This window comes from Thermotoga sp. KOL6 (assembly GCF_002866025.1).
Classification (GTDB): Bacteria; Thermotogota; Thermotogae; order Thermotogales; family Thermotogaceae; genus Thermotoga.
Map to the genome: position 1 here is coordinate 282,660 of NZ_LNDE01000001.1, position 24,259 is coordinate 306,918.

General features: G+C 42.4%; 23 protein-coding genes. 13 read left to right on the forward strand and 10 right to left on the reverse strand.

Translation table 11 applies throughout. The features are described from left to right. The first annotated feature begins 1 nt into the window (after window position 1). Window positions 2-1,828, forward strand: a complete 1,827-nt coding sequence (locus AS005_RS01395) for an ATP-binding protein (protein WP_101509907.1) — start codon at window positions 2-4, stop codon at window positions 1,826-1,828. Here AS005_RS01395 and AS005_RS01400 read toward each other — a convergent pair. Genes AS005_RS01400 through AS005_RS01430 form a run of 7 tightly spaced genes read right to left on the reverse strand, consistent with a single transcriptional unit; the run spans window position 1,821 to window position 7,395 of the window. Beyond that, a complete protein-coding gene (locus tag AS005_RS01400) occupies window positions 1,821-2,774 on the reverse strand; it encodes a sensor histidine kinase KdpD (protein WP_233186193.1) in 954 nt (317 codons plus the stop codon). The genes AS005_RS01395 and AS005_RS01400 overlap by 8 nt on opposite strands. Beyond that, a complete protein-coding gene (locus AS005_RS01405) occupies window positions 2,761-3,441 on the reverse strand; it encodes a response regulator transcription factor (RefSeq protein WP_199203797.1) in 681 nt (226 codons plus the stop codon). The genes AS005_RS01400 and AS005_RS01405 overlap by 14 nt, the downstream gene beginning before the upstream one ends. Continuing rightward, complete coding sequence (gene phoU, locus AS005_RS01410; protein ID WP_101509910.1) at window positions 3,416-4,114, reverse strand: phosphate signaling complex protein PhoU; 699 nt, start codon at window positions 4,112-4,114, stop codon at window positions 3,416-3,418. Before phoU ends, AS005_RS01405 begins: the two co-directional genes overlap by 26 nt. A gap of 13 nt (window positions 4,115-4,127) precedes the next feature. Further along, on the reverse strand, window positions 4,128-4,883 hold the full coding sequence (gene pstB / locus AS005_RS01415; RefSeq protein WP_101509911.1) for a phosphate ABC transporter ATP-binding protein PstB: 756 nt from the start codon (window positions 4,881-4,883) through the stop codon (window positions 4,128-4,130). After that, window positions 4,867-5,697 (reverse strand): phosphate ABC transporter permease PstA, encoded by an 831-nt coding sequence (gene pstA, locus AS005_RS01420; protein WP_101509912.1) that lies wholly within the window; start codon window positions 5,695-5,697, stop codon window positions 4,867-4,869. Before pstA ends, pstB begins: the two co-directional genes overlap by 17 nt. Next, window positions 5,694-6,521: a PstC family ABC transporter permease gene (locus AS005_RS01425; RefSeq protein ID WP_101510415.1), complete on the reverse strand. Its 828-nt coding sequence runs from the start codon at window positions 6,519-6,521 to the stop codon at window positions 5,694-5,696. Before AS005_RS01425 ends, pstA begins: the two co-directional genes overlap by 4 nt. A 49-nt stretch (window positions 6,522-6,570) precedes the next feature. Then, entirely contained in the window at window positions 6,571-7,395 is an 825-nt protein-coding gene (locus AS005_RS01430) for a phosphate ABC transporter substrate-binding protein PstS (RefSeq protein WP_101509913.1), read from the reverse strand. A gap of 269 nt (window positions 7,396-7,664) precedes the next feature. Here AS005_RS01430 and AS005_RS01435 point away from each other — a divergent pair, with 269 nt between their 5' ends. From AS005_RS01435 to AS005_RS01455, 5 genes are read left to right on the forward strand one after another with little or no spacing between them, the layout of a single operon-like run. Continuing rightward, the gene (locus tag AS005_RS01435; protein ID WP_101509914.1) at window positions 7,665-7,913 is read left to right on the forward strand and encodes a TM1266 family iron-only hydrogenase system putative regulator; all 249 of its coding nucleotides are present in this window, start codon (window positions 7,665-7,667) and stop codon (window positions 7,911-7,913) included. A gap of 5 nt (window positions 7,914-7,918) precedes the next feature. Beyond that, entirely contained in the window at window positions 7,919-9,334 is a 1,416-nt protein-coding gene (gene hydG / locus AS005_RS01440; protein WP_199203798.1) for a [FeFe] hydrogenase H-cluster radical SAM maturase HydG, read from the forward strand. Further along, window positions 9,321-9,578, forward strand: coding sequence for a hypothetical protein (locus AS005_RS01445; RefSeq protein WP_101509915.1), 258 nt, complete (start codon window positions 9,321-9,323; stop codon window positions 9,576-9,578). The genes hydG and AS005_RS01445 overlap by 14 nt, the downstream gene beginning before the upstream one ends. Then, window positions 9,562-10,602, forward strand: a complete 1,041-nt coding sequence (hydE, locus tag AS005_RS01450; protein WP_101509916.1) for a [FeFe] hydrogenase H-cluster radical SAM maturase HydE — start codon at window positions 9,562-9,564, stop codon at window positions 10,600-10,602. Before AS005_RS01445 ends, hydE begins: the two co-directional genes overlap by 17 nt. Before the next feature lie 50 nt (window positions 10,603-10,652). Then, a complete protein-coding gene (locus AS005_RS01455) occupies window positions 10,653-11,792 on the forward strand; it encodes an aminotransferase class I/II-fold pyridoxal phosphate-dependent enzyme (RefSeq protein WP_101509917.1) in 1,140 nt (379 codons plus the stop codon). A 40-nt stretch (window positions 11,793-11,832) separates the two neighbouring features. On the opposite strand, the gene AS005_RS01460 is transcribed toward AS005_RS01455, so the two are convergent. Next, entirely contained in the window at window positions 11,833-12,342 is a 510-nt protein-coding gene (locus AS005_RS01460; protein WP_101509918.1) for a prepilin-type N-terminal cleavage/methylation domain-containing protein, read from the reverse strand. A gap of 219 nt (window positions 12,343-12,561) precedes the next feature. Between AS005_RS01460 and gatA the strand changes: the two genes are divergently transcribed. The 5 genes from gatA (at window position 12,562) to AS005_RS01485 (ending at window position 17,651) form a co-directional block, all read left to right on the forward strand. Then, window positions 12,562-13,980, forward strand: a complete 1,419-nt coding sequence (gene gatA, locus AS005_RS01465; RefSeq protein ID WP_199203799.1) for an Asp-tRNA(Asn)/Glu-tRNA(Gln) amidotransferase subunit GatA — start codon at window positions 12,562-12,564, stop codon at window positions 13,978-13,980. Next, window positions 13,977-15,425: an Asp-tRNA(Asn)/Glu-tRNA(Gln) amidotransferase subunit GatB gene (gene gatB, locus AS005_RS01470; protein ID WP_101509920.1), complete on the forward strand. Its 1,449-nt coding sequence runs from the start codon at window positions 13,977-13,979 to the stop codon at window positions 15,423-15,425. The genes gatA and gatB overlap by 4 nt, the downstream gene beginning before the upstream one ends. Window positions 15,426-15,429: 4 nt before the next feature. Continuing rightward, complete coding sequence (locus AS005_RS01475) at window positions 15,430-16,161, forward strand: hypothetical protein (RefSeq protein ID WP_101509921.1); 732 nt, start codon at window positions 15,430-15,432, stop codon at window positions 16,159-16,161. 120 nt (window positions 16,162-16,281) lie between these two features. After that, the gene (locus AS005_RS01480) at window positions 16,282-16,545 is read left to right on the forward strand and encodes a type II toxin-antitoxin system Phd/YefM family antitoxin (protein ID WP_101509922.1); all 264 of its coding nucleotides are present in this window, start codon (window positions 16,282-16,284) and stop codon (window positions 16,543-16,545) included. Window positions 16,546-16,547: 2 nt separating this feature from the next. Beyond that, a complete protein-coding gene (locus tag AS005_RS01485) occupies window positions 16,548-17,651 on the forward strand; it encodes an ABC transporter ATP-binding protein (protein ID WP_199203800.1) in 1,104 nt (367 codons plus the stop codon). A 14-nt stretch (window positions 17,652-17,665) separates the two neighbouring features. Here AS005_RS01485 and AS005_RS01490 read toward each other — a convergent pair whose 3' ends face one another. Both AS005_RS01490 and mutS2 read right to left on the reverse strand, forming a co-directional pair. Beyond that, window positions 17,666-19,660 (reverse strand): cell division protein FtsA, encoded by a 1,995-nt coding sequence (locus AS005_RS01490; RefSeq protein ID WP_101509924.1) that lies wholly within the window; start codon window positions 19,658-19,660, stop codon window positions 17,666-17,668. Continuing rightward, a complete protein-coding gene (gene mutS2 / locus AS005_RS01495) occupies window positions 19,657-21,933 on the reverse strand; it encodes an endonuclease MutS2 (RefSeq protein ID WP_101510417.1) in 2,277 nt (758 codons plus the stop codon). The genes AS005_RS01490 and mutS2 overlap by 4 nt, the downstream gene beginning before the upstream one ends. A 117-nt stretch (window positions 21,934-22,050) precedes the next feature. Between mutS2 and AS005_RS01500 the strand changes: the two genes are divergently transcribed. Both AS005_RS01500 and AS005_RS01505 read left to right on the forward strand, forming a co-directional pair. Continuing rightward, complete coding sequence (locus AS005_RS01500) at window positions 22,051-23,010, forward strand: N-acetylglucosamine kinase (protein ID WP_101509925.1); 960 nt, start codon at window positions 22,051-22,053, stop codon at window positions 23,008-23,010. After that, window positions 23,007-24,254 carry a 6-phospho-beta-glucosidase gene (locus AS005_RS01505; RefSeq protein WP_101509926.1) on the forward strand — a complete coding sequence of 416 codons (1,248 nt, stop codon included), beginning with the start codon at window positions 23,007-23,009 and terminating at the stop codon, window positions 24,252-24,254. Before AS005_RS01500 ends, AS005_RS01505 begins: the two co-directional genes overlap by 4 nt. Window positions 24,255-24,259 lie beyond the last annotated feature (5 nt).

Sequence of the window (24,259 nt, forward strand, 5' to 3'; positions counted from 1 at the left end):
TATGAAACAGATTGGAGTTGTTACGGGTATTTTTGAATCCAATCCTTACGAATTCTTCGTGAGAATGGTTTCCGAAAGAGGATATCAAGCGAGTGCACAGATAGAAGATATTGTAAAAATCGAGTACTCCACAGGGTACGGAAAAGTTCTCACTTACGGGGTAATTGTGGACATACAAAATAGATGGGACGGGGATTTAAAGAATGGTTACGAGGAAGATGTGGCTCTTGAAGGATTAAAACCCGCTTATCCAATCTACATCGCCAAAGTAAAAGTGACGAGATCTTTCCTGAAAAAAGGTGAACAACTCTCTGAAACAGCACCAGAAATTCCTCCTTCAATTGGTTCTCCCGTCTTTCTCGTTGAGGACGATGAGATAGACATCGCACTCGGCTTCGATGAATTGAAGAGAAAGAACGTGGCACTTCCTGTGGGGATTCTCAAAAACGGTAGACCCGCTTATTTGGATTTGAGATACATCTTAGGAGACAATGGAGCACACATCAATGTTTCGGGACAGTCCGGTGTGGCAGCGAAGACATCTTACACGACTTTTCTTGTGAAATCTATGATGGAGACTTCTAGAAAGCACGAAGGAGAGCTAATGGAACTGCTACGTGAAGCGAGGTATATTATATTCAACGTAAAAGGAGAAAGCTTAATGTTTCTCGATCGCATTTCGAAAGAATGGAAAGCGGAAAGGGAAAAATGGGACGAGATGTACAAATCACTGGATATCGAACCAACGCCGTTTGAAAACGTTGCCTTTTACGCACCAAGCAAGCGTAAGGGATCTTACAAACCAGATGTGAACAAACGAATGAGCGGTGTGAAAACTTACGGTTGGGACACCTTTGACATCGTTGAAATGGGACTCCTGGAACTCATGTTCGATCCCGATGAGATGGCCCGTAACCAGAACTTCCAATTGGCCGTATGGTCACTTCAAGAATTTCTCACCCAAAGAATGGAAGAAATTTATCAAGAATTTCTGAGCAGAGGTTACGTGAAAGACAAGGAACAGCTTCCTTCACAAGCTTTAAGAGAGATCGCTATGAAACACGGTGATGGTCTTATAAAAGACGAGATTCCTCTTGATCTCGACAGTTTAATAGAAGATCTGAAGAGAGACGACGGAAAGGCAAGAAGATATCTTTTGAGCGAACATGTGCAGTCACAAACTATCAGCATGTTAGTGCGTCGTTTGAAAACCGCCCAAAAAATGGATTTCGACAGACTTTGGATGAGACCACCCTTGGGGGTGACCGCAAGTCAAGTGGAATATCGAATAAATTGGAACGTACCAGGACGGGTCACCGTAATAGACATATCGAAACTGAGAACGCGTTCTCAAGCTTTCGTTGTGGGTGCCATTCTTTCCGAAGTTATGAGAGAGAAAGAAACCAACAACAGCTTCGTACATCCCGTCTTCATTTTCTTGGATGAGCTGAACAAGTATGCACCGAGACACGGAGGAGGAGCACTTGCGAACATTTTCAGAGATGTTGCCGAGCGTGGAAGATCTTTCAGAGTGATTCTCATTGGAGCAGAACAAACAGCTTCCGAAGTAGACTACAGAGTTATCACACAAGCAGCTACAGTAGTTGTTGGCAGACAAAAAGGTGCAGAACTCCTGAAACCAGAATACTCACACCTCACAGATCATTACAAGAGAAAAGCGGCTCTTTTGAAACAAGGAGAAGTGATAGTGGATCAACCTTTTCTGAACCTTCCGCTCACTGTGAAGTTTCCATTACCGGCTTGGTGTACGAGAGAGGACGGTTACGTGATGGAAAGCGAAAACGATGAAGACGAATACATCATCTGAATCGCACAGTGAATTCGGATCCTAAAAGCCAACGCGATTTAACTTCGAGTTTATATCCTATCATGTTACAGAGATGTTTAACTATAGAAAGGCCAAGTCCCGATCCGGGTGCCATCTTGAGGGCCTCAGCACCCCTGTAAAAACGTTCAAAAATCCTTTCTCGTTCTTCCTCTTTTATTCCTATTCCTTGATCTTTAACCGTCATTTTTTCTTTGGAAACGATGACTTCTACTTCGGATTTTGGGTAAGAGTATTTAACAGCATTTGAAATTAGATTTTTTAAAATTGTGTAGAAAACAAATCTATCTGTTTCGAGCTCATCAACTTCCAGTAAGAATTTCAACTTTATTTTCTTCGATTCAATCTTTCTTCGAAGATCCTCAAATATTTTCTCAAGAATTTCTTTTACTGAAACACTTTCCATTTTGAGTTCGTAGAGACCAAGTTGTACCATAGCAAGGACTTTGGATTGTCTAATGATGGTTTCCATCTTGTCAAGAGAACGTTCGATCTTTTCCAAAATTTGAAGTTTTTCGGAATCCTTCTCAAGATCTTTTAAGAGAAAAACATTTGCTTTGGAGGCAGAAAGGGGTGTGAAAAGTTCGTGCGATACAGCCATAACAAAATCAAGTTTGGCCTCATCCAATTTTTTTTCTTCCGTGAGGTCGTTCACAATTAAAAGTCCCTTTTTTGGATTGAAGTGGAAAGAGACAAATCTTTTCGCCTGAATTTCGAAAAAGTAGGCGTCTGTTTCAATGGAAAAATCCTTGTTTTTCTGTATTTTATCAACGATTTTGTCCATCTCTTTGCAAGTAAAAACGGAGAGCAAACTTTTGTCCTTTTTAAATCCGTATCTCTCACCTACGGTATTCGAAGCTCTTACTTTCAACCCTTCCAAAATCACTATCGCTTCTTTGAGATGGCTCAGATCCTCAACTTCTATCATTCTCATCACCTCGGGATGAAAACTTATATCCCAATCCCCTAACTGTTTTTATCCAACCTTTCCCAATCTTTGCTCGAATGGCACTTATATGTACATCTACCACCCTATCAGAAACGTATTCATCTTTCCAAACCCTGTCTAGAATCTCCTCTCGAGAGAAGACTTTGTTGGGAGTGATGGCTAGGAGTTTCAAAACTTCAAACTCTTTAGCGGTCATCTCAATGATTTTTCCATCGTACCTCACAAGATAGTCTTCGAGAAAGATCTCAAGTTTTCCAAACTTCAAAACTTTTTGTTCTTTTCCCATTCTTCTCAGGATGGCTTTTACCCTCGCTATTACCTCTCTAGGATTGAAAGGTTTCGTTATGTAGTCGTCTGCTCCAAGCTCTATTCCAAAGATTCGATCAAGATCTCTATCTCTCGCCGAAATTATGAGAATCGCCGTTTCAGGATGAGAAACTTTCATCTCTGGAATTTCATCCATAGCGATCCCATCGGGAAACATAAGGTCGAGAAGTACAACACTGTACACATTTTCCGATAGCTTCTTCTTCAAATCGAAAAGGGTTCCTACTTCATCACACTCGAATCCTTCAGCTTCTAGATATCTTTTCAGGACACTCCTAATATCTTCATCATCCTCAGCTATCAACACCCTTATTCCCACTTTCGACACCTCTCAGAAAGTCCTTCATATTCTTTCCTGTCACTATGTAGATCACTTCTTCACAAAGGTTGTTTGCATGATCACCTATTCTTTCTAGATCTCTGGCAATGAGAATGTAAACCAAAGCAAGTTCAGCGGGTATGCCATCTTCTTTGATTTTCTCGACGACGATCTCTCGGATCCTTTTCTCCATTTCGTCTATCGAATCATCAAACTTCCACAGCTTGAAAGCAGAATCCACGTCTTCATCAACAAAAGTCTTGAAGGAATCCTGTACCACTTTCAGCGTACTTCCAAACATATCTTTCAACTCTTTCAACATCTCAAACTTTATCTTCCTCTTGGAGAGGTACAAACACTTTTCCGCTATGTTACAAGAGAGATCGCCTATTCTTTCAAGGTCGTTGGAGAACTTTAAAATGGTAATGATGTACCTAAGTTGCTTCAAAATAGGGTTGTATCTTGCTATTATCTGATATGCTTTTTCTTCTATCTCCTTGTTCAAATCGTCTATCATATCGTCAGACTCAAGTACTCTTTTGGCCACTGCCGTGTTCATGGTTTCGAGACATTCTATCGCATCGTTTAAAGACTCAGAAACCAAAAAGAGCATCTTTGAAACATCGGATTTCAGAAGTGTCAATTCTCTTTCAAAATGAACATGGTCTACCATCTTTTCGCCTCCGTCATCCAATTTTCCCAGTCAGATACTCTTCTGTGAGACTGTTCTTAGGTCTTTCAACGATTTCTCTAGTGGGACCAAACTCCACCAATTCACCTCTGTACATGAAAGCAATGTAATCGGCTATTCTTATGGCTTGACCAATGTTGTGGGTAACTAAAACTATCGTGTAGTTCTGAGAGAGTTCCTCAAGAAGTTTCTCTATCCTTTGAGTTGCAATAGGATCCAAAGCGGAAGTGGGTTCGTCAAGAAGTATGACTTCTGGCTCTACCGCTATGGCTCTTGCTATGCAAAGCCTCTGTTGTTGACCACCTGAAAGCTTATTCCCTGGCTTGTTCAACTCCGATTTTACTTCATCCCAAAGTGCGGCTTTTTTCAGTGCTTCTTCGACTATTCTATCCAAAACGTGTCTACTCTTCACACCGTGTATCCTAGGGCCGAAGGCTACGTTGTCGTATACGGACATCGGAAACGGTGTAGGTTTTTGAAAGACCATCCCCACTCTTTTTCTATACTCTATCACGTTGAGCTTAGGATCGTACACATCCTGTCCCTTGAAATATATCTTACCTTCCACTCTGAAACCAGGTAAATGATCGTTCATCCTGTTGATACTTCTTAGAAGAGTGGTTTTTCCACAACCCGAAGGACCGATAATAGCGGTTATTTGATTCTTGAAAATCCTCATTGTCACGTTTTTCACTGCTATTTTGTCACCGTAATATGCACTGAAGTTTTCGATATCAATAATTGATTCCATCGTCTCTCCTCCTCAAAAGGAAAGCTATACCGTATACGATAGCAACGATTATCATCAAGAAAGCTGCTGTACCCTTCGCCATCCATTGAGCGGATTCTCCGTAAGCTGCCGTTATGTAATAGATATGAGTTGGAAGAGTCATAACCGGAGAAAGCAAGTTCTTAGGAAGCTGTGTCGAATAGAAGACAGCACCGGTGAGAAGTACAGGAGCAGTTTCACCTAACGCTCTACCACCTCCGACAAACACAGCAGTGAGAATTCCCTTTTTCGCTGCGGGTAATAGTACTTTGAAAATCACCTCTTCTTCCGTAGCTCCAAGGGCCAACGCTGCTTCTCGAATTTCAACAGGAATGGCCTTCAACGTTTCACGAGTTGAGGTCGCAATAACCGGTAGGACCATGAGTGATAACGTTAGAGAAGCTGCTATCATGGAAGTGCCAAATTTGAGAGCTACGCAGAAGAAAGCGAGCCCAAAAAGACCGTATACGACGGAAGGTATGCCACTGAGTGCCGAGAGAGAAACATCTATCCACTTTGCTACTGGATTGTTGCCATACTCTGCAAGAAATACCCCTGTAAACATTCCGAGTGGAACGGATATTAGAAACGTGAGAAGCATGAGATAAAAACTCCCCAATATGGCAGGAAAGATCCCTCCTTCGGTCATGCCGTTTCTTGGGTAATCTAGGAAAAAGGAGGCTGAGAAAAACCTTACTCCATCAACGAGAATCGCCATGAACATGATCAGAACCACAGCAAAAGCGACATAGCTAATTGCTCGAAAAATACCAGAGATGAACGCGTCTTTTCTCATCTTGTTTGCCTCCCCGATATGTATCTGGAAACACCCGTGAGAGTAAGAGAGATGGCTAGCAGGATAACACCGGCAGCAAATAGTACGTGGTAATGCATACTATCAACTGCCACCTCACCGATTTCGCTCGCTATAGCAGCTGTTAGAGGTTTTACAGGATCGAACAGAGATCGCGGAATGATAGCTGCTCCCCCTCCGACCATGAGAACAATCATAGTTTCGCCAACGACTCTGTTCACGGTAAGTACGAAAGCGTTGAGAATCCCGGAGAGTGCGGCTCTGGTTGTGATCTTTAAAGTGGTGGTAAATTTATCAGCACCAAGTGCCAACGCGCTCTCCTCAAGGGAAACATCAACTGAATCAAGGGCTTCAAGTGAAAGAGAAACAGTGTAAGGCAACGCTGTTAAAATAAGTCCAATAGATGCCATAAGAAAGTTCTCTGTTGACCAGATGTCGAAGCGAAGGAGAATTGGGGAAATGTAAGAAAGTACAAAGAGACCCATAACAACTGATGGAGTTCCTGCAAGAAACTCTACAGTGGTCCTTATAAGGTTCTTCTCTGCATTTGAAGCGTAAGTGTGTAGAAAGAACGCTATAAGATATCCAATGGGAAGAAGAATCAGTGAAGAAAAGCTCGTGAGAAGAAGGGTTCCCACGATCATTGCAAGCATACCGTATTCAGGCGGTTCAGACGTTGGATACCAATAAACACTTGTGAAAAGCTCGCCCCCAATTTCCACGAGGGCGGGCCAAGCTTCTTTCATCAGAAAAAACATGAGAAGAAATAACGCGAAAATACCACTTCCTGAAAATACGAGTATCACAATTTTTCTCAGGAAATTCGCCACTTTCCTTCCCAGATCAGATCCCTCCTCATTGACCGTAGGCTGCTATATAACCTGCTTTCTCTACTAGTTCCTGCCCTTTTTTAGAGAAGGCGAACATTATATACTCAAACACGAGACTTCCCATTTCCGGGAAACCTTTCGTTGCATCGACGAACATGAACAGCGGTCTTGCGAGAGGATATTTTCCTTTCAATACGTTCTCTTTCGTTGGATAAACTCCGTTGATTTTCAACACCTTTACACCTTCTGTAACGTAACCTACGCCAACGTAGGCGATCGCATACGGATTTTTTGCCACATTTTCTATTTCAAGTTGAGTACTTTCCACCATTCTGATGTCTGGAGCCATTCTTGCGCCGCCGAGAACTTTGTTTTCAAAAGTCTCGTAAGTTCCGGAAGCGGTATTTCTTGAGTAAACAACTATCCTCTTTTTAGGAAGATTCGGATTCACTTGGGACCAATACCTTATTTCTCCAGTGTATATCTTCTTCAAAGTCTCAATGGATATGTCCTCAATTTCAAGGTTCTTGTTGACGATCACGGCTATCCCATCGAAACCGACCAAGAACGGTATGAAGTACCTTCCCTCTCTGTGCATCCTTTCGATCTCTTCCGCTTTGAGCCACCTACTAGCATTTGCTATGTCCGTCGTTCCGTTGAACAAAGCGGCGATACCGGTGGAAGATCCCGCTCCTTCCAGAGTTACTTGGAGATCAGGATGAAACTTTTTAAACTCTTCGATCCACAATTGAGCGATGGGAAAAACTGTGTTTGAACCTTTGATAACAAGCCTTTCTGCACTTACAAAAATGGAAAAAACTATCAGGACAAACACGAGGAATCTTTTCACAAGGAACACCTCCTATGGTTGATTTTCATCGTTTATTACTCTCCAGATTTTTTTTAGGTGTCTTCTTTTCCTTTGTTAAGAAATGTTAAGTTGAATTACATTCGAAGAGAAATTACTGTTGAAACAATGGGTCACTGTGTGATATAATTTCATCAGAAAGTGATAAAAATCACAAACCTCCTGAGGTGGAGGGAGAAATCCTGACACCGGGGGAGGGGAATGGATAGAAGTATACCCCTCTCCCGGTACGTGGAGAGGGGGTTTTCATTTTGGAAAAAAGATTTTATATACTCACCATCGTCGTGGAAGATAGAGAAAGAGCCTATCGCCAAGTAAACGAACTTCTTCACAATTTTTCTGAAGACATTCTACTCAGAGTAGGTTATCCCGTCAAAGAAGAAAATGTGGCGATTATTTTCCTCGTTCTGAAAACAGATAACGATACGATCGGTGCCCTCTCTGGAAAACTTGGACAGATTTCCGGTGTTCGGGTGAAAACAGTCACTCTGAAGAGGTGATAAGCATGTATGTATTTGTAAGGGAACGTGTGGAAAGCAAGTCTTTCATTCCCGAAGAGAAGATCTTCGAACTCCTGGAAAAAACAAAAAATCCCGATCCTGTCAAGGTAAGAGAGATCATAAAGAAATCATTGGACAAAAACAGGCTCGAACCAGAAGAAACAGCCACTCTCTTGAACGTGGAAGACCCGAAACTTCTAGAGGAGATCTTCGAAGCGGCACGTACCCTGAAGGAAAGGATCTACGGTAACAGGATAGTGCTGTTCGCTCCTCTGTACATAGGGAACGATTGTGTTAACGATTGTGTGTACTGTGGTTTCAGAAGTTCGAACACCCTGGTTGAAAGAAAAACGCTGAACGATGATCAATTGAGAGAAGAAGTCAAAGCTCTTGTCTCACATGGGCACAAGAGATTGATCGTGGTTTATGGAGAACATCCGAAATACTCCCCGGAATTCATCGCAAAGACTATCGACATTGTGTACAACACGAAGTTTGGAAAAGGAGAGATAAGAAGAGTGAACGTTAACGCCGCTCCTCAAACTGTTGAAGGTTACAAGATAATAAAATCCGTTGGAATTGGTACCTTCCAAATCTTTCAAGAGACGTATCACAAAAAAACATACTTGAAACTTCATCCACGGGGACCGAAATCGAATTACAACTGGAGGTTGTACGGATTAGATCGAGCGATGATGGCTGGCATAGACGACGTGGGAATTGGAGCCCTTTTCGGTCTCTACAACTGGAAATTCGAAGTTATGGGTCTTCTCTACCACACAATACACCTTGAAGAAAGATTTGGAGTTGGACCACATACCATCTCCTTCCCGAGGATAAAACCCGCTATAAACACCCCGTACTCACAAAAACCTGAACATGCCGTAAACGATGAGGATTTCAAAAAACTAGTTGCTATCATCAGGCTCTCTGTACCTTATACGGGAATGATCCTCACTGCGAGAGAGCCTGCAAAACTTAGAGATGAGGTTATAAAGCTTGGAGTCTCGCAGATAGATGCGGGTTCAAGGATAGGAATAGGAGCGTATTCCCATAGAGAAGACGACGAAGACAGAAAAAGACAATTCACTTTGGAAGATCCAAGGCCACTGGATCAAGTAATAAGAAGTCTCTTGAAAGAAGGATTCGTTCCTTCCTTCTGTACAGCGTGTTACAGAGCGGGAAGGACGGGTGAGCATTTCATGGAGTTTGCCATACCTGGTTTCGTCAAAAACTTCTGTACTCCCAACGCCCTTTTCACACTTCAGGAGTATCTCTGCGATTATGCAACCACAGAAACAAGAAAAGTGGGTGAAAAAGTTATTGAAAAGGAACTCCAGAAGATGAATCCAAAGATCAGAGAAAAAGTGAGAGAAGGCCTCAAAAGAATAAAACTCGGTGAGAGAGATGTTAGATTTTAAAAAAATACTCGAAGAGATAGCTGAAAAGTACGACTGCAAAATCTGGATTTCGGAAAAAATCGGAAAGAGGTGGTCTTTCTATAAAGATTTGAAAGCGGGGAGAGAAAAATTCCTCCCCGCGGTGCTCCTACTGGAAAATGGAAAATTTGGCGTCTTCGCTGAGGATTTTCCAGAAGAGAAAAAAGGAGAAGTGCTTCCTATTCTGAAGAGATTACTGGAGGGATTGCATGAAGGACATCATTGAGAAACTAGAAAAAAGAGAATTCACTCGCGACGTTTTAAAACAAGCTCTTTCCATAAACGACAAAGTGTTCAACGATGAACTATTCAAATTGGCTGATCAGATGAGAAAAAAATACGTGGGTGACGAAGTGCACGTGAGAGCCATAATAGAATTCTCGAACGTGTGCCGGAAGAATTGTCTCTATTGTGGCCTTCGAAGAGATAACAAAAATTTGAAAAGGTATCGAATGACCCCTGAGGAAATTATTGAAAGGGCGAAACTCGCCGCTCAATTCGGTGCCAAGACGATCGTGCTTCAATCCGGTGAAGATCCTTACTACATGCCTGATGCAATAGTAGAGATTGTGAAAGAAATAAAAAAAATGGGTGTGGCTGTAACTCTGAGTCTTGGAGAATGGCCGAGAGAGTTCTACGAAAAGTGGAAAGAGGCGGGAGCAGATAGATACCTTCTCAGGCACGAAACGGCGAATCCGATGCTTCATAAAAAACTCCGGCCGGACACCTCGTTTGAAAACAGAGTGAAGTGTCTTTTAACCCTCAAAGAACTCGGCTACGAAACAGGTGCGGGATCCATGGTGGGATTGCCGGGACAAACGATAGAAGATCTCGTCGATGATCTGCTCTTTCTCAAAGAACACGATTTCGATATGGTGGGAATAGGTCCCTTCATACCACATCCAGACACTCCCCTTGCCAACGAGAAAAAGGGAGATTTCGTACTCACACTGAAGATGGTCGCACTCACACGAATTCTCATACCGGACTCGAACATCCCTGCAACTACAGCCATGGGAACGATCGTACCCGGTGGAAGAGAGATCACTCTCAAATGTGGAGCAAACGTAATCATGCCAAACTGGACTCCTTCTCCTTACAGGCATCTCTATCAGCTTTATCCAGGGAAAATTTGCGTTTTTGAAAAAGATACCGCTTGCATACCCTGTGTGATGAAAATGATCGAGCATCTGGGAAGAAAACCTGGAAGAGATTGGGGCAGTAGAAAAAAAGTCTTTGAAACTGTATGAACATAGGTTAAAATATGATTCGGTACACAAACACAACAGGAGGCTCACTCATGAACACAGATGACATCTTGTTCTCTCACGGTGAAGGGGATATTCCTTTCAAAGCACTGTCTTTTCCCATCTTTGAGACGACGAATTTCTATTTCGACAGTTTTGATGAGATGTCCAAAGCGTTAAGAAGTGGAGACTACGAGTACGTTTACAACAGGGGGAGTAACCCCACTACAAGACTGGTTGAAAAGAAACTTGCAGCGCTTGAAAAGTGCGAAGATGCCCGTCTCGTCTCTTCCGGTATGAGTGCTATTACGCTTTCCATCCTTCATTTTTTGAAGAGAGAAGATCATGTGGTGTGTGTGAACGAGGCGTATTCATGGGCCAAAAGATTTTTCAGATACCTTTCGAAAAAATTTGATGTCGAGGTTACATTTGTGCCTCCCAACGCCGATGAAGTACTGAGAGCTCTAACGAGAAAGACGAAACTGATCTACCTCGAAAGTCCCACGAGCATGAGGATGAAGGTATTGGATATAAGAAAAATAACAAAAGTTGCAAAGGAGCAAGGAATAAAAACCATCATCGACAACACGTGGGCATCTCCTATTTTTCAAAATCCAAAAGAACTTGGTGTAGATATAGTGGTACATTCCGCAACGAAGTACATTTCCGGCCACGGTGATGTAATGGCGGGAGCGATAGCAGGAAGCAAAGAAGACATGAACGGGATATTTCAAGACGAGTTCAAAAGTATAGGTTCGGTCCTTTCGCCGATAGAGTCGTGGCTCATCTTGAGAGGATTGAGAACGCTCGAAATTCGTATGAAAAGACACTATGAAAATGCACTCGTCGTATCTGACTTCCTGTTTGAACACCCTAAAGTTCTCGAGGTGAATTATCCAATGAATCCAAAGTCACAAGAATACGAACTTGCTTCTTCACAAATGAGTGGAGGATCTGGACTGATGAGTTTCAGATTGAAAACAAACAGTGTGGGAAAGGTGAAAGAGTTTGTGGAAAGTTTGAAAGTATTCAAACTCGCTGTGAGTTGGGGTAGTTACGAAAATCTGGTGGTTCCAAGAGCAGCTTACGGCGATTGTCCAAAAGAAGATGTAAATCTCATTAGGATCCATGTTGGTCTTGGAGATCCTTCAAAACTTGTGGAAGATTTAGAGCAAGCACTCAGAAAAATATAAAGCCCCCAGGCGGGGGCTTTTTCTTCTTTTGCCATGAAGATTACCACCAGAAGGCTTCTATTTTTTTTACAACCGCAACTTTTCCATTACCGTCAACATAAACACCTTCACTAGTGCTAGCATCAAAAGCGGGTGGATAAGTATTCCCACCATCTCCATATGTTTGAACAAGCGTTCCCTTAACAAGATCAGCCAGGGTGCCATTCCCCGTATCGTATTCTACAGCTATCACTATTTGGTTGTTGGCTGTATCAGGTATTGCTTCGGCCGTTCTTAAATTTGTATCGCTTAGTATTTGGGCATCAACAAATCCACCATCAGTCAATTTTGAAGAATCGCTTACAAAATTAATCTCAGTAGCGGGCGGCAACGTCGCCATCAAATACTGCTCGATTCCCTGCTCCAAATTTCTCAGTTGAACCGCTATTCTCGTTGCCCTTGCTTTCCTCATGGCACCCGCTGCAGTTGGAATGAGGACCGCCATCAAAGCAGCAATGATAGCCATGACGATCAAAAGTTCAATCAACGTGAAACCCGCTCTCTTTTTCATAAAATACACCTCCCGGGATTAAAATCTGTTAAATATTTGATTTACTTCTAGTTGATTATATAACAGCTTTTTGTAGAATGTCAAGTTACAAAATCACATAAAAAGTTTTATTAAACACCTAGAAAACTCTTCATTTTTGTTATCGACAATTTCATGACATTCCTTAGTAGACAATTATAACATCATCTTTGTTATAATCTTCCCGAGGAGGTGATCAATTTGGACTTCAGGAATCTAACAATAGAGGAGTGTTTGAAACTTTCAGAAAAGGAGAGAGAAAAGCTTCCAAGGCTTTCTTTGAAGACAATCAAAGAGCTCGACTCACACGTGAAAGCGTTCATCTCGTGGAAGGAAGAAGTTCAAGTAGAGAAGAACGGAGAGTATTGGGGAGTTCCTGTTGCTATTAAAGACAACATTCTCACCCTCGGGATGAAAACGACGTGTGCGTCCAAAATCCTAGAGAACTACGAATCCGTTTTCGATGCCACCGTTGTGAAGAAGCTCAAAAAACATGGTTTTGTCATTGTAGGAAAGACGAATCTCGACGAATTTGCAATGGGATCTAGCACGGAAAGATCCGCTTTCTTTCCAACGAGGAACCCTTGGGATCTTGAGAGAGTCCCCGGTGGTAGTAGTGGAGGATCCGCCGCTGCGGTTGCTGCAGGGATGGTCGTTGCCGCTCTTGGAAGTGACACGGGAGGATCGGTAAGACAACCTGCTTCGTTGTGTGGTGTCGTAGGATATAAACCCACTTACGGTCTCGTTTCAAGATACGGTCTTGTGGCGTTCGCGAGTTCTCTCGATCAGATTGGTCCCATAACCAAAACGGTGAGAGACGCTGCCATCCTCATGGAAATAATCTCAGGAAAAGACGAAAACGATGCCACCACAGTGGACAGAAAAGTGGATTTCCTTTCCGAAATCGAGGAAGGGGTTGCAGGAATGAAATTTGCAGTTCCTGAAGAGATCTTCGAGCACGACATCGAAGAAGGAGTTGCAGTTTCCTTCGAGGAAGCGCTGAAACTTTTGGAAAATCTCGGTGCGAAAGTGGAAAGAGTGAGTATTCCTCACATAAAATACTCGGTCGCCACTTATTACGTTATTGCTCCAGCTGAAGCGAGTTCCAACCTCGCACGCTTTGATGGCGTGAAATACGGTCTCAGGGTGAAAGAAAAGGGACTTAAAGAAATGTACATGAAGACGAGAAATGTAGGATTCGGTGAAGAAGTGAAAAGAAGGATCATGATCGGTACTTTCACACTCAGCGCAGCATATTATGAAGCTTACTTCAACAAAGCTATGAAAGTGAGAAAAAAAATTTCCGATGAACTCAACGATGTTCTTTCACGATACGACGCCATTCTCACTCCCACTTCTCCCGTTACCGCGTTCAAAATCGGTGAGATTAAAGACCCTCTGACTTACTATTTGATGGATATCTTCACGATACCAGCGAATCTTGCAGGACTTCCTGCGATCAGTGTACCCTTCGGATTTTCCAACAATCTGCCCGTTGGAGTTCAAGTGATAGGAAAGCGGTTTGCAGACGGCAAGGTTTTCAGAATAGCAAGAGCCATAGAAAAGAACTCTCCATACAACGAGAACGGTAGATTTCCGTTACCGGAGGTGAAAGCATGAGATACAAACCCGTGATAGGACTCGAAATCCACGTCCAACTTTCGACAAAAACAAAGGCCTTCTGTTCTTGTTCTGCAGACGTTTTCGACTTGCCACCAAACACCGCCATTTGTCCCGTCTGCACTGGACAGCCCGGTGCTCTTCCTGTTCCGAATGAAGAAATGGTTAGATTCGCAGTGAAAACTGCCCTTGCTTTGAACTGTAAAATTCACAAATATTCTCGCTTTGACAGAAAAAATTACTTTTATCCAGACCTTCCTAAGGGATATCAGATAAGTCAATATTTCTACCCAATCGCAACCGAAGGGTATCTCGAGATCGATGGAGACGAAGGAAAAAAGAAGGTTAGAATTAGAAGACTCCACATAGAGGAGGATGCAGGAAAACTCCTGCACGAAGGAGATTCCATAACACGTGCAAGTTACTCGCTCGTCGATATGAACAGATGTGGTGTGCCTCTCATAGAAATCGTTACAGAACCAGATATCTCTTCACCAAGGGAAGCGAGAATCTTCATGGAAAAGTTGAGAACGATCGTGAGGTATCTTGGTGTGAGTACAGGAGACATGGAAAAGGGAGCTCTTCGATGTGACGCGAACATCTCCGTCGTGGACACAGAGACGGGAAAACAAAGCAACAGAGTGGAAGTTAAGAACATGAACTCTTTCAGATTCGTAGAAAAAGCACTAGAATACGAATTCGAACGAATTGTAAAAGCAATGGAAAAAGGCGAAGACGTGGAGAGAGAAACAAGAGGATGGGTTGAATCTACCAAGACCACTGTTTCCATGCGTGGAAAAGAAGAAGAAAGCGATTACAGATACTTTCCAGAACCTGACATACCACCCGTTGTTTTGAGTGATGAGTATCTTGAAAGAGTGAAACAAGAACTTCCTGAACTTCCAGACGAAAAGGCAGAACGCTTCATGAGAGAATACGGTTTGCCGGAGTACGACGCGAAGGTTCTCACCGCTAGCAAAGAACTCGCTGAATTCTTCGAAAAATGTGTGAAAGTAGTTAAAAAGGCAAAGGAGCTCAGCAACTGGATCATGACAGAAGTTCTCAGAGAGCTGAATGAGAGAAACATAGAAATCACAGAATCAAAGCTCAAACCAGAACATTTCGCAGATCTCTTCAAACTGATGGATGAAGGGAAGATTTCCATAAAGATAGCAAAAGAGATATTCCCAGAAGTTTTTGAAACGGGGAAAATGCCATCACAGATAGTAGAAGAAAAAGGATTCGTCCAAATAAACGATGAAAAACTCATAGAAGAACTCGCTAAAAGAGCGATCGAGCAGAATCCGAAAGCAGTTCAGGACTACAAAGCTGGCAAGAAAAAAGCTATGGGATTCTTCGTGGGATTCGTTATGCGAGAAACGAAGGGAAAGGCAAATCCAGAAATCACAAACAGGATCGTGAAAAAACTCCTTGAAGAGGAGTGAAAATATGAGGAAGCTTTTTCTTCCCCTCCTTTTGATAGTGGGGGGACTTGTCTTTTCTCATTCCTTCGTATGGACATCAGATGGATACCGGGTAAAATTCGGTGAAACTCTCTTTCTAGAAGCCTTCAACGGCGGATGGGGCATTGGGGTTGAGCTCGAAAGATCCGCCGCAAATTTCCAAAAAATAGGCTTTTTGAAAGTGAAAACCTCCGAAGTCTCACTGAAAACTCGCCTTTCCTTCGGAAACGGCTGGAATTTCTCGTTCGTTGTTGATCAGAAAGATTTGGTACCTTTCCCAGGAACTCTTCACTACGAATTTTTCATCGGAAGATTCGGAGGGTACGCTTTGCTCGATCAGAAGTACGTTGCAAAGATTGGAGGATACAAACTTTCTACTGAAAATTTCTCGTATATGTCGAAGAATATAGTGATGTTTTGGAGCGGACATTTTTCCATGGGTAGTACCACCTTCTCTTACAGGACTTTGAACGATACTTTCCTTGTCGGGATCTCCGATCCAGACAACGTTGTCTTCCTTGGAATGGGAGGTTTGAATTGGAAACTCGCAGGCGGTGCGGGATTCAACTTTTCCGTTTCGAAGGATGTCGATTTGAAACTCCTTGCTTCGGTGGCGAAGGATGAATTCTCTTACGGATTTATGGTTCGTGTCAAGAAAGAAACGGAAGTGACGCTTGTAGTGAACACAAACAAGTTTTATATAAGCGTGAAATTTTGAGAAAATCCATAATATTTTTCTACAAACAGGGATATCTTCGGATATCCCTGTTTTTTTACTGAAAATCGGGTTTGCTCTTTTATGTAAACTTGACTATAATTCTAGTCAAGGAGTGGGAGAATGAATCTGAACGATCTTTTGTTTTATAGTCTGGCAGAGGCGAAAGCGAAATTTTCCCAGGTAGTCGAAGAAGCAAAGAAAAAAGATGTAGTCGTGACAAAAAATGGGGTACCAGCCGTTGTGATCATCGAATACGACAAATACAGAAAACTGATGGAATTTCTCGAAGAAATACTGGACAGTTATCTCTTGGACATCGGTAACGTGGAGAAATACTTGGAACTCAAAAAGTATTTTGAATTCAACGGTTCTCAGGAGGTGTGATGATGGCTCAGGTTGTGCTTGAAAACGTCACTAAGATCTACGATAACAAAGTCGTCGCCGTGAAAAACGCCAACCTTGTTGTTGAAGACAAAGAATTCGTTGTTTTGCTTGGACCATCTGGATGTGGAAAGACAACCACACTCAGAATGATCGCAGGCCTCGAGGAAATCACCGAAGGAAAGATTTATATCGATGGAAAAGTGGTTAACGACGTTGAACCAAAGGACAGAGACATCGCTATGGTGTTTCAGAACTACGCTCTGTATCCCCATATGACCGTTTATGAAAACATGGCTTTCGGTTTGAAGCTGAGAAAATACCCGAAAGATGAAATCGACAGGAGAGTTAGGGAAGCTGCTAAGATCCTAGGAATAGAAAACCTCCTGGATAGGAAGCCAAGGCAACTTTCCGGTGGTCAAAGGCAAAGGGTAGCAGTAGGAAGGGCGATCGTGAGAAACCCAAAGGTTTTCCTTTTCGACGAACCTCTTTCCAACCTCGATGCAAAGCTCAGGGTTCAGATGAGAAGCGAACTTAAAAAACTTCATCACAGACTTCAAGCGACGATCATCTACGTGACACACGATCAAGTGGAAGCTATGACCATGGCTGACAAGATAGTCGTTATGAAAGATGGAGAAATTCAACAGATTGGAACACCCCACGAGATATACAACAATCCTGCAAACATCTTTGTGGCGGGATTCATAGGTAGTCCTCCTATGAATTTCATCAATGCAAGAGTTGTGAGAGGAGAAGGAGGATTGTGGTTGCAGGCATCTGGTTTCAAAGTCAAAGTACCGAAAGAGTTTGAAGAGAAGCTTGAAAACTACATCGACAAGGAGATCATTTTTGGAATAAGACCTGAAGACATCTACGACAAACTCTTCGCGATAGCGCCATCGCCGGAGAACACGGTCACAGGTATCGTCGATGTTGTAGAACCACTAGGTAGCGAAACGATCCTCCATGTGAAAGTTGGAGACGATGTTATAACCGCTTCCGTCAATCCGAGAACCCAAGCGAAAGAAGAACAAAAGATTGATCTCGTGTTCGACATGACACGAATGCATGCCTTCGATAAAGAAACGGAGAAGGCCATCATCTGAGGGGGCCGGCCCCCTCACTTTTTTATTCTGAATTCCACCACATCTCCATCCTCCAAAGGATCTGTGAACATGGCTTTTTTACCGTTCTTGAGAAGTTCATAATCTTTGAGACCGTCTACCTTTATGTCTTTAAGAAGGTCTATTACCATTGGAGTGAAGTCCTTCACTTCAATTTTCGCCTCATCGATTTTTTGAATCGCTTTCATCGGAATCTTCTTTGGAACACCGTTGAATGTAACAACGATACACGGGATTTCCAAGGCTTCTTCTAAAGTTTTTTCTCCTTTTTCAACCAGAACGATTTCGTCGCCGAGTGATATTTCGTCATCATCTTTCAAGGGATTTCCGTCTTTCACAAGGTCGAATTCTACTATGGAGATCTTCTTTTTCTCTCCATTGATAACAAGTTCAATTTTGCCGTAGGATAATTTCTTCTTTATTTCCTCTACTTTTATTTTCTCTGGAAACGTGATCACGTCTTCTTCGTTTAAGGACTCCTCTGGTGAAGTAGAGCTACCATTCTTCAAAATCTGCGGGAAAATCTCCTCCGTCTCTCCGGTCGGGAGTTTTACCTTCACGGGTTTAACAAAGTCTTTCACAAAGAGTGATGTTGTTTTTTCTTCCACGTGTACATCTATTCTGTCACCATGTTTCACTTTTGAAGAGAGGTTGGCTTCCTCGCCGTTCACAAAAATTCTCACGGAAATCTTTCGTTTCGGTCTAAGGATGGTGTTCCCGTTCACAACAATTGGAACGACATCTCCACCGACGAGGGAAGAAAATTTATACCCCGCTTGTATGAGAACTTGCATGACAGAGTATCTTCCTACCGCTCCTATGAGCCTTACAGGAATTCCGTTCACCACAACCTGAGAGAAAACAGATCCCTTGTTTCTAAAAGCACTATAAGCTATTCCTAAAGGAGTCACGTATTCGCTTCCTCTGACCTTCCCCGTGAGGTCTTCCACTATCCCAGTGCTCTCAACATTTTTAAGAGATACCCTGTCCGCTGGTAGGTTTAGCCTTTTTGCAAGGTGTTCCACGAATCCCGGCACCTTCGCTCCTCCGCCAACAACTAGAACGACGGATGGAACACCACCGTTGAGCTCTATTACAACATCAGATATTTCCGTTGCGATTTGATCTAAGACCGGCTCTATTACACTTGCTACTTCCTCACTTGCGAGCTCAACCTCTCTGTCAAGAACATTCTTCACCTTCACTTTTCCATCGAAAAAAACTCTTCTTTTCACAAATTCCGCGGTTTGGAAATCCAAGAGGAAGTTCTTTCCAATAGCTTCCGTTATTTCATCACCGGCCATGGGTATCATTCCATAAGCGACAACAGTGCCATCTTTGGATATCGCGATGTCACTAGTTCCCGCTCCAACATCCACAAGGGCAATGTTCAGATACCTCAAATCTTCCGGAACTGTCAATTCCATGGCTGCTATGGGCTCCAACGTTACGTGTACGGGAACAAGACCAACTGTTTCTAAAACCCTCATCAGAGAATCTACAACGTGAACCGGTAGAAATGCAGAAACTACTTTCACGTAAGCTTTCCCGCCTCTATGTCCCTCCAACCGTTTCAACCACATTCCGTCCAACTTATATTCAACAACAGAATAACCGACACAGAAGAAATCTTCCTCCACATCTTTCTGGGCATTTCCAACAGCTTCTATTTCCAATTTCATCACATCTTCCTTTGTGATGTGTCCAACCTTTGAAAGATCCATCTCCGCTTCACCGATTTTTGTTTTCAAAAATCTTCCTGCCAACGCAACTGCCACATCTTTGAGTTCCACTTCATTTCGTGATTCAAGCTTTCTTTTCACCTCATCGACAATCTCTGCTACACCCATAACATCGTGAACCTGACCATCGAACATAGTACGAGATCTGTGCTCTATCAATTCCGAATCAACTATTCTCAATATTTTATTTTCCTCAACAACTATCAACCCCGCTATTTTACGGGTACCAACATCTAAAGCAAAGATCATGTTTCCACCTCCACAACTGTGACACCCGTTCCCCCCTCGGAAGGCATACCGAATCTGAAAGACTTCACTCTCTTGTCCTTTCTGAGAATATCCCAAACTCCCGTCGCAAGCCTACCAGTACCCTTACCATGTATTATGTAACCTTTTTTGATACCCGCCATGATCAAATCATCAATAAACTTTTTCACAACAGGTTCCGCTTCTTCCACGGTCATCCCTCTTATATCGATCTCTGTTCTAAAGGAAGAAGGTTTCTGAGGAGAAACGGATTTCTCTTCTTCACTTTTCTTCGCTGCTTTTCTTAGCTTCCCCGCAGGAACTTTCACCCTCAAAAATCCAAAATCTACCAGTGCTGTGTTTCCTTTTATTTCTACCACTCTTCCAACAGATGTTCCACCTTCAACCCTCACATGATCCCCAACACCTATATCTTCTTCGGGTTTCTCTTCCACAACTTTTCTCTCAAGATCCCTCTTCTCCCTCTCCAATGTTTTTGCGGTTTCTCTCATCTCCTCAATAGAACCTTTCTTCGCCACGTGTATCGCTTGATCTAGTTCCTTCCTTACCTTCCTGATATATTCGTTGAGTTCTTTCAATTCTCTGTCGAATTCTTCTATTTTCATTCTTCTGAGCTTTTTGTAGTTCTCTTCATACTTTAACTTCAATTTCAGAAACTCTTCACGCTCCTTCTGAAATTTCCTTTTTTCTTCTTCGAGGAGCGAAATTTTTTCGTGCAATGATCTTATTAGTCCCTCGAGCTCCATCTCTTCTTGAGAAAGTCTAGACTCCGCTCTTTCTATCACACGTTTATCGAGACCAAGTTTTTCCGCTATCTGAAAAGCATGAGAACCTCCAGGTACCCCCACAAGCACTCTGTAAGTCGGTGAGAGCGTCTCTGGATCGAACTCCATAGAGGCGTTGAGAAGCAAGGAATGATTCATTGCAAAGACTTTAACAGGCGTAAGATGTGTGGTGACGAACAAGGTGGCTCCTTTTTCCAAAAGTTCTTCTATTATGGCTATTGCAAGAGCTGCTCCTTCCGCAGGATCTGTTCCAGATCCTAATTCATCGAGTATGACAAGAGAATCACTATCAGCATCTTTCACGATATCAATGATCCTTTTCATGTGAGATGAGAAAGTACTCAAACTCTGTTCAATGCTTTGTTCTTCACCAATATCTGCCATAATTTTGGAGAATATTTTCAACTCCGTTCCCTCATCACACGGCAGAGGAAAGCCACTCATCATCATGGCAGTGAACAAACCAACGGTTTTGACGGTGACGGTTTTCCCACCCATGTTCGGTCCCGTTATCACGACACCCTTTTTGTTTGGAGGAAGTTCCAAGTTTATTGGGACCACCTTTTCTTTGGGTATCAGCGGATGTCTTGCATTTACCAGTTTTATTCTCGACGATGGTTTCACAACAATACCATTGAATTCTTTCGCAAACTTTGCACGCGCATAAAGTGAATCGAACCAAGAGATCAATTCGACGTTCTTTTTCAACTCTTTCATCCTCGAAAGGAGCATGTTCGTCAACCGACGAAGGATTCTGTTTATCTCTAATCTCTCCTCTTCTTCCAAAAGACGCATCTTGTTGTTCAACTCTACAAATTCTTCTGGTTCTATGAAAACCGTTGCCCCAGAAGAGGAGAGATGATGAACAATACCTTTCACGGAACCCTTCATAGAAGCTTTCACAGGAAACAAATACCTACCATCTCTGTAAACATACCTCTGCTCTTGCAAGATTTGTGAGTGAGTGTTCACAAAATTGTCTGCCTTTCTTTTTATCTCATTCGACAACCGTTTCTTTTCGTTCCTAATTTCTTTCAGCCTGGGACTCGCGTTATCCGAAATCTCCCCATCCGTTTCGATACACCTGTTCACTTCCTTTACAAATTCTCCAAAAAGGACGAGTTGTTCGAAGACTTCCTTCAATTTTTGATACTCTCTCCTTTCAAGATCGTTCCTCAATATTTCACAACCTTCGAGAAAATTTGCGATCTTTAGAAGTTCCCACGGCTCGAGGAGAGAACCTGCATCCAATTTTTCTATCTCCGATGTGATATCGTTCAATCCCTTTATAGGGGGTTCCCCAAATCTTATAAGATAGTTCAGAAGTTCTTCCACGAGTTCTAATTCGTCCCATGGATTTACTTTTGGTTTCAACGTGTCTAGGTGCCTTTTTCCAAGATCAGAAAAGGCATATCCCTTCACTAACTCTACAACTTTCACAAAATCGAGAGTATCCAAGTACTTATCCACTCTTTTCACCTCAATCTCAACAAAATGATACAATCGATCTAGAATGCCTTACCGAAACTATTGTACCTCAATGACTATGAACGGGAGAACTGTGTTTCCTCTGCAGGGGGTGAAAAAGTGATACTCCTCGGATGTGATGTGGGAGGAACGAAGACTCTTGCTGTACTCAGTGACGAAAATGGAAATATACTCGCACTTCACAAAGGGAAAGGAGCAAATTACCAAGTTGTTGGTATGGAGAATGCTTTAAAGAACCTCCGAGAGACTTTGAAAGAAGTCTTGAATAAAGCCAATAAAAGTGTTGAAGATATCGACTTCGCTTTCTTTGGATATGCGGGGGCAGATTTCGAACATGAAATGAAAATCGTCAGGAATATTCTCGAACAACTGGGGTTGAAAAAATTCGATTTTGACAACGATGGAAGGATCGCTTTGAGGTCTGGCACTTTCAACGATGTTGGTATCATGGTAAGCTGCGGAACAGGAAGTATATCTTATGCCTCCGATGGAAAGAACGTGAACAGAATAGGTGGACTCTCATTTTCTCTAGGAGAACGACTTGGATCTCATTACATAGCTGGACTTGTAACTTCCGCAGTTGTGAGAGCAAAAGATGGTAGAGACGATTGGACGATGTTGGTAGAAGAGGTGGAAAAGGAAATTGGTTTCGTTGAGAATCTTTTGAGATACGATTATGAAGGTGGTGATACTACAGAGATCGTAAAAAAAGTTAATCAAATCCTCTTCAAATGTGCAGGAAAAGGGGACACGGTCTCTCTCAGAATATTCAACGAGATAGTGACAGAGGTTAAAAAGATCGTCGACGCGCACATGAAGGTTCTGAATTTCTCACCACCGGTGATGCTGATTTTGGAGGGAAGTTTCTTCAAAAACGCTCCTTCTCTTCTTATAAAGATGATAGAGAGTTGCGTCGGGAAAGATTTTAAAATCATTGTCCCAAAACACGATCCGGTGATCGGTGCTTTGCTTTTTGCAATGGAACGATCTGGTGTGAAGATAACGGAAGATCTTTACAACAGACTGATTGAAAACTATCTTATGGAGGTGGAAAAATGAAGATTGCGGTAATAGGAGGAGGAAGTAGTTACACTCCTGAACTCATAAAAGGTCTTCTGGACGTTTCGAAAGAGATTCAAATCGATGAGGTTATATTCTACGATGTCAATGAAGAGAAGCAAAAAATCGTAGTTGAGTTTGTAAAAAAATTGGTCGGTGATAGATTCAAGGTTTTGATCAGTGACACCTTCGAAGAAGCCGTGATGGACGCAAAATATGTGATTTTTCAATTTAGACCAGGTGGATTGAAAGGAAGAGAGAACGATGAAAGCATTCCTCTCAAGTATGGTCTTATCGGACAAGAGACAACTGGAGTGGGTGGATTTTCTGCTGCCTTGAGAGCTTTCCCGATAATCGAGGAATACATTGATACTATAATTAAAACGTCAAAAGCAACGGTAATAAATTTCACCAATCCATCTGGTCATATCACAGAATTTGTCAAAAATTATCTCGGATATGAAAATTTCATCGGCCTCTGCAATGTCCCTATAAATTTCATTCGAGAGATAGCGGAAATGTTTTCGGCAGATTTGGAGGATGTCTTGCTCAAATACTATGGTCTCAACCATCTCAGTTTCGTGGAAAGGGTGTATGTGAAAGGAAAAGATGTCACTGAGGAAGTGCTTGAGAGTTTGAAAATCAAGTTGTCCAATATCCCAGAAGAAGATTTCCCAGCATGGTTTTACGACTCGGTAAGGCTTCTTGTTAACCCGTATTTGAGATACTATTTGATGAAAAAGAAGATGTTCAAAAAAATCACATCGCACGAGCTGAGATCTCGAGAAGTGATGAAAATAGAACAAGAACTCCTTGAAATATACAAAACTGCTGATAGGATACCTGAGGAACTCTCAAAACGTGGTGGAAGTATGTATTCAACCGCGGCTGCCCATCTTATAAGAGATCTCGAAGCAGACGAAGGGAAGATACACATAATCAACACAAGGAACAATGGGGCTGTATCTAACCTTCCAAATGATTACGTTTTAGAGATCCCTTGTTACGTGAGAGGAGGTCGAGTGTATCCTATTTCTCAAAGAGAAGGAGATCTCTTCGCACTCTCATTTGTCCACACGGTAAAAATGTATGAACGACTCACAATAGAAGCGTACATGAAGCGATCGAAAAAACTTGCACTGAAAGCCTTGCTTTCTCATCCTCTGGGTCCGGATGTGGAAGACGCAAAAGATCTTCTGGAGGAGATTCTTGAAAGAAACAAAGAATACGTGAAATTGGATTGAAAAAG